This window comes from Jatrophihabitans lederbergiae (assembly GCF_031845305.1).
Classification (GTDB): Bacteria; Actinomycetota; Actinomycetes; order Mycobacteriales; family Jatrophihabitantaceae; genus Jatrophihabitans_A; species Jatrophihabitans_A lederbergiae.
In genome coordinates this window covers 1-5,453 of record NZ_JAVREH010000101.1, presented here as the reverse complement: position 1 = coordinate 5,453, position 5,453 = coordinate 1, and the positions used below count along the sequence as shown (strand labels likewise).

The window sequence follows — 5,453 nt, the reverse complement described above, 5'->3', positions numbered from 1 at the left end:
ATGGCGGACACAGTCGTCGATGTCCTGAACCTGCTTCGCGTCGGTAGGGCTGCAATAACAAAGCAGCCTTCTTAGCCAACGACGCTCAGGTTCCGCAGAACGACAACGAGATGAGCGTCCGGTAGCCGACCGTTCACCGGCGACAGATGTGGTCAGTGTGACTTGCGACCGGTGCAGACTACTGCTCGGTTCGACCGCATGCGCGACGATGCGTTTGATCCGGCGTTCGGGCCGCCGAGTTTCAGCATGCTTCAGCGCGACCTCGGCTCGTCGTGCCCTGAATCGTGTTTGTCGCCGCCATGATCCAGGCATGAGTCAACCGAGGCTGACCACCAACCGGCTGCACCTCGTGCCGCTGTCAGAGGAGCACCTCGAGCTCGAGGTCGAACTCGATTCCGATCCTGACGTCATGCGCTACACCGCCGGTCGGCCGCATTCGCGCGTCGAGGTCGAGCAGTCGCATCGGCGTCGGCTCGCAGCGTCGCACAACGTCCCCGGCCTCGGCTTCTGGGTCGGGTTCGCCGACGACGTATTCCTCGGCTGGTGGATCCTGCAGCCGCCGAACGGACCAGATCAGCCGAAGGTCCCCGGCGAAGCTGACCTGGGTTATCGGCTGCTGCGACGGCACTGGCGCCGCGGGTACGCCAGCGAGGGAGCCGCCGATCTCATCCGCTACGGATTCGAAGACTTAGGGCTGGACCGGATCTTCGCTCAAGCGATGGCCGCCAATGCCGCCTCTCGGGCGACCATGGTCTCCATCGGCATGACCTTCGCCCGCGGGTTCATCACCGCAGAGCCATACCCAGACCCGATACCGGGCGCCGAGCACGGCGAAGTCGAGTACGAGATCACCCGGGCGACTTGGCAGTCCGACCGCACCTGACGTGACCGCTGGACGGCGCGGCAGCCCCGAAAGACCATCCTCGACCGGACGGGCGCGCGGTTCGCGGCGTGGGCGTGTGGCCTGAGTGATCACGAACCTCTGCCGAACGTGGCGTTCGGAGCGTCGACGGGCTCCAGCAGTCACATTCCGGTGGCAGGGTCCGTCAACAGGGCGTGAACGCGCTCGTCAACGTGATCCAGCAACACCACGAGGAGATGCCGATGAGGATCATGACCTGTCGCCAGCTGGGCGGACCGTGCGACCTGAGACTGAGCGGGGAGACTGCCGAGGACGTCATCAAGGCGCAGGACCGACACCTGCGGGAAGCGGTCGGCGGAGGCGACCCCGCCCACGAGCCGGCGCATGAGGAAATGAAGGGTCGCTGGCGCCACCCTGCCCGGTCGATGGGGTGGTACCGCAAGACGAAGAAGGCGTTCGCCGACCTGCCCGAAGCCTGAACCGGGCCGGGGTGCGCCCGAGATCAGTCGAGCGCACCCCGGTCGACGGGGTCCGGGCCCTTGCGGCGCCCTACGCCGGCCAGCACCGCCGGCTGGGCGCGGAAATCGATTCGGGTTACCGCGCCGTGGACCACGGTGAAGTCGAAGGCCACCCTGGCCTCGCCGCGGTGGATCCACGCGCCCCCCGGACGATCCTCGACGAAAACCGGCGGCGCCGCCTTCGCCGCCCCGTTGAAGAAGTGCGCGACCTCCTCCCGACCCGTGATGCGCTCGGGCGTGCCCATTACCACTGCGTCGGCATCCCCGGCGACCACCACGTCCCAAGCCAGCAGGCGCAGCAGCCGACCGAAGTCGCCACCTCGGGCCGCGGCCAGGAAAGCATCGACCACCTCCCAGTCAGCGAGCGCATCCTCGGGTACGGGCTGCACGATCTTGGCGCGGTCGCCATCAGCGAACTCCGTCCCGAACGCGCTCCTTACGGTTAGCCCCTGACATCTACCAGTTACCGGTAAACGGTAGAGGCGGGAGGTTGAATCTGATGATGATCGGTGCGATGTCGCAGCGGCCCGAGCGATTGATCGACGCCGTCCGGCTGCGGCTGCAGGGAGCAATTTTGGCTGGGGAACTCGCGCCGGGCCAGCAGTTGTCGGTGCCGGAGCTGGCCCGGCAGCTTGATGTGTCCCGCGGCCTGGTCCGTGAGGCGGTGTTGCAGTTGGTCGCCGACGGGCTTGCGGTGGAGCGGCCACGGCGCGGCGTAGTCGTGGTGACAATCGGCGCCGACGAGGTCCGTCAGATCCACGAGGTCCGTGAGGCGCTGGAGGGGCAGGCCGCCCGGCTATGCGCGCAGAACGCAACGCCGGAACTCATTGAACAGTTGCAAGAAGCACTCGCCGATCAGCACTCGGCGATTCGCCAGGGCGATGGTGGAGGCTACGCGCATACCGACGCCCATTTCCATAGCCTGCTCGGGTTGCATTGCGGTAATCCGATGCTTGCTGCGCTGATTGAGCGCATGCATACGCAGATGCAGCTCGCACTCGACCGGGTCGCCGAGGCGCCAGAACACCGCAGCCAGGGTCACGCCGAGCTGCGGGCCGTGCTCGACGCGGTCCGTGCCGGCGCCCCGCCCGCCGCAGAGGCGGCGATGCGCGCCCATATCGCTCGCACCAGGTCCTCGATAACTGACGGCACGGCGCCGGGCGGCGGTGCCCCCCGGTGACGAAACCACCCCCTGTGCATGGCCATGCTCAACACGATCCCATCGACGAGCCGGCACCCGGCATCGTAGGAATCGACGGGATCCGGGCCGCAGCCGAGCGCCTCGAGCGGGTCGCGCACCGAACCCCGGTCCTCACGTCGCGCACCCTCGACATGTGGAGCGGTGCCACCGTGCTGATGAAGGCAGAGAACTTCCAACGGGCAGGCGCGTTCAAGTTCCGTGGGGCCTACAACAAGATCGCGTCACTGACGCCGGAGCAACTCGCCCGAGGCGTGTGCACGTGGTCCTCGGGTAATCACGCGCAGGCTGTCGCGCTCGCCGCTTCGTTATTGGGGACGACAGCGACCGTCCTCATGCCAACGGATTCACCTGCCACCAAACGTGCGGCGACGGAGGGGTACGGCGCGAGCGTCGTCACCTACGACCGCTACAGCGAGGACCGCGAGGCGCTCGCCGGTGAGCTCGCGACTGATCGCGGCCTGGTCCCGATACCGGCCTATGACGATCCGCTGGTGATGGCCGGGCAGGGGACCGCCGCCCTGGAACTCCTCGAGGATGTCGGCGAGCTGGATGTGCTAGTCGTGCCGATGAGCGGCGGCGCCCTGATGGCCGGTTGCGGGACCGCCGCCCGCGCGTTGTTGCCCGGCGTGGAACTCATCGGCGCCGAACCCGCCGCCGGGGACGACACCAAACGTTCGCTGACCGCTGGTGAGCGGGTACGGATCCCGGTTCCTCATACCATCGCCGATGGGCAGCAGGTTGAGATCCCGGGCAGGCTCACGTTCGAGGTCAATCGACGCCAGGTAGACGACGTCCTGCTCGTTGAGGACGACGACCTCGTCGACGCGATGCGGTTCATGTTCGAACGGCTCAAGGTCGTGGTCGAGCCCTCCGGTGTCAGCGCGCTCACCGCCGTCCTGACCCATCCTGACCGGTTCCGCGGACGCCGGGTCGGCGTGATCCTGTCCGGCGGCAACGTCGGCGTAGACAGGTTCCTGTCCCTGCTCGCAGGCGCACAGACACGATGAGCAACACCACCGTTGTATCGATCGTCCGCAGCTCCAAGCGGTACGACGCTGTCCTGTTCGACCTGCTGACCGCCGTCATCGACTCCTGGACGCTATGGAACGACGTCGCCGGTGACCCGGGTGCGGGGTTGCGGTGGCGTGAGCAGTATCTGCGACTGACCTACGGCGCCGGACCGTACGTGCCTTACGAGTCCCTGGTGGCCAAGGCGGCCGCGGAACAAGGTCTGCCACTGACACTTGCGCAACAGCTGTCTCGGCGGTGGGGCGAGTTGCGGCCGTGGCCGGAGGCGCCGACGGTGCTGAACGCGGTTGCGGCTTCGGCCCGAATCGGGGTCGTGACCAACTGCTCTGACACGCTTGGCCGCCGAGCCGCCGACCTCGTGCAAATACCGTTCGAGGTCGTCGTGACCGCCGAGACAGCGGGGGCTTACAAGCCGCGCCCGGAGCCGTATCGGCGGGCTCTCGACGCGCTGAGCCTGCCACCGGAGAAGGTGCTGTTCGTTGCCGGCTCACGACACGACATTCCCGGTGCGGGTGGTGTCGGTATGGACGTGTGGTGGCACAACCGCGTCGGCATGCCGATCGACCCGGAGAACCCGCCGCTGGCCGAGCACCCCTCGCTGGACACGCTGCCCGACTTTCTGGAGGGCGGCGACCACCAGCGTCCGGCGCAGCCGGACGCCGACTAGAACTCCGAGAGAACAAGGAACACCATGACTTCAGAGTTGACGTACGCACAGGCCCCGCACCCCTACACTCCGGCCGTCGCTGCAGGCGACCTTGTCTTCGTATCCGGCCGTCTCGGCGTACGTAACGGCGAATTCGTTACCGGCGGCGTGGAAGCCGAAGCAACCCAGGCGCTGCGCAACGCCGAAGCCGAGCTGACCGCGTTCGACCTGGATCTCACCCACGCGGTCAAGGTCACCGTATTCCTCGCCGACATCGCAGACCTGCAGGCACTCAACCGGGCCTATGCCGCCGTGATGCCCGAACCGCGACCGGCCCGATCCTGTGTCGCGGTCGACGCGCTGCCGTTCAACGCCCGCGTCGAAATCGAGATTGTCGCGTCCGCACAACGCCGTACGCCGTTACCGTTACCGATACCGATACCGATACCGATCATCCCAACCCAGCTCAACACCGAGTAACCGAGCGCAGACCGCTCCCACCAGGCGAAAGGTGCCAGCATGGCTGTCTCAACGAGCACCACGGCGGACGAGCCCGTCCGCAGCACACCCCGTCGCTACATCCCGCACCTTTGGGTCCAGGTAGTCGCCGGAATTATTATTGGGCTCATCCTCGGGTTCGCGGCACCGACGTTGAGCGAGAACCTCAAAGTCATCGGCACGGCGTTTATCCGCCTGGTCGAGATGGTCATCATCCCGTTGCTGTTCCCGCTCATCGTGGTGTCCATCGCACAAACCGGATCGGCCAGATCGACGAGCCGGCTGGCCGCCAAAAGCATCGTTTACTTCGAGGTCGTCACGACCGTCATTCTCGCCGTCACCATCCTGCTGGCGCTGGGCGTCGGGCTCGGACACGGCGTTGACCTCCACGACGCGCGACCTAAATTCCTGTGACCGGCCCAGGAGGTAGGCATGAGCGCTGAGATTCGCACCCGCCGCATGCTGACCGACCAGCTTGCCGACGTTGACCTTGGGCCAGCGTTTGATGAAGCTCTCGATCGCCTAGCCGACCTTGCTCGCGCGTTAGCCCGAAACTTTCACGCAGTGCTTGTTGATCGGCGTTCTTGAGGCGGCAGCCTTTGTGGTTTCTGATTGTGCCGTAAGGGCATGACTGTTGGGCCGAGGTCACTCGGTGCGCCGGGTCCACTGGCCGGTGGCTTTCTGGTTGTAGGTGCGTTC

At 66.4% G+C, this 5,453-nt stretch carries 8 protein-coding genes; 7 read left to right on the top strand and 1 reads right to left on the bottom strand.

From position 1 onward, the window contains the following. Positions 1 to 310: 310 nt before the first annotated feature. Complete coding sequence (locus RM423_RS23905) at positions 311 to 883, top strand: GNAT family N-acetyltransferase (RefSeq protein ID WP_311425547.1); 573 nt, start codon at positions 311 to 313, stop codon at positions 881 to 883. 221 nt (positions 884 to 1,104) lie between these two features. Continuing rightward, positions 1,105 to 1,341, top strand: coding sequence for a hypothetical protein (locus RM423_RS23900; protein WP_396327854.1), 237 nt, complete (start codon positions 1,105 to 1,107; stop codon positions 1,339 to 1,341). A gap of 23 nt (positions 1,342 to 1,364) precedes the next feature. Here RM423_RS23900 and RM423_RS23895 read toward each other — a convergent pair whose 3' ends face one another. Next, positions 1,365 to 1,769, bottom strand: a complete 405-nt coding sequence (locus tag RM423_RS23895; RefSeq protein ID WP_311425545.1) for a sigma-70 family RNA polymerase sigma factor family protein — start codon at positions 1,767 to 1,769, stop codon at positions 1,365 to 1,367. Positions 1,770 to 1,879: 110 nt separating this feature from the next. Here RM423_RS23895 and RM423_RS23890 point away from each other — a divergent pair, with 110 nt between their 5' ends. The 5 genes from RM423_RS23890 to RM423_RS23870 are packed head-to-tail and all read left to right on the top strand — an operon-like array spanning position 1,880 to position 5,168. Continuing rightward, positions 1,880 to 2,560 carry a GntR family transcriptional regulator gene (locus RM423_RS23890; RefSeq protein ID WP_311425548.1) on the top strand — a complete coding sequence of 227 codons (681 nt, stop codon included), beginning with the start codon at positions 1,880 to 1,882 and terminating at the stop codon, positions 2,558 to 2,560. Between the two features lie 41 nt (positions 2,561 to 2,601). Further along, on the top strand, positions 2,602 to 3,588 hold the full coding sequence (locus tag RM423_RS23885; protein ID WP_396327853.1) for a pyridoxal-phosphate dependent enzyme: 987 nt from the start codon (positions 2,602 to 2,604) through the stop codon (positions 3,586 to 3,588). Then, positions 3,585 to 4,277: an HAD-IA family hydrolase gene (locus RM423_RS23880; protein WP_311425543.1), complete on the top strand. Its 693-nt coding sequence runs from the start codon at positions 3,585 to 3,587 to the stop codon at positions 4,275 to 4,277. Before RM423_RS23885 ends, RM423_RS23880 begins: the two co-directional genes overlap by 4 nt. A 24-nt stretch (positions 4,278 to 4,301) precedes the next feature. Then, positions 4,302 to 4,736, top strand: coding sequence for a RidA family protein (locus RM423_RS23875; protein ID WP_311425542.1), 435 nt, complete (start codon positions 4,302 to 4,304; stop codon positions 4,734 to 4,736). Between the two features lie 39 nt (positions 4,737 to 4,775). Next, positions 4,776 to 5,168, top strand: coding sequence for a cation:dicarboxylate symporter family transporter (locus tag RM423_RS23870; protein ID WP_311425541.1), 393 nt, complete (start codon positions 4,776 to 4,778; stop codon positions 5,166 to 5,168). Positions 5,169 to 5,453 lie beyond the last annotated feature (285 nt).

What these genes read in the sequence shown, in the direction of transcription:
- RM423_RS23905 (WP_311425547.1), top strand. Translation starts at nt 311, where the DNA reads ATGAGTCAACCGAGGCTGACCACCAACCGGCTGCACCTCGTGCCGCTG.
- RM423_RS23900 (WP_396327854.1), top strand. Translation starts at nt 1,105, where the DNA reads ATGAGGATCATGACCTGTCGCCAGCTGGGCGGACCGTGCGACCTGAGA.
- RM423_RS23890 (WP_311425548.1), top strand. Translation starts at nt 1,880, where the DNA reads ATGATGATCGGTGCGATGTCGCAGCGGCCCGAGCGATTGATCGACGCC.
- RM423_RS23880 (WP_311425543.1), top strand. Translation starts at nt 3,585, where the DNA reads ATGAGCAACACCACCGTTGTATCGATCGTCCGCAGCTCCAAGCGGTAC.
- RM423_RS23875 (WP_311425542.1), top strand. Translation starts at nt 4,302, where the DNA reads ATGACTTCAGAGTTGACGTACGCACAGGCCCCGCACCCCTACACTCCG.
- RM423_RS23870 (WP_311425541.1), top strand. Translation starts at nt 4,776, where the DNA reads ATGGCTGTCTCAACGAGCACCACGGCGGACGAGCCCGTCCGCAGCACA.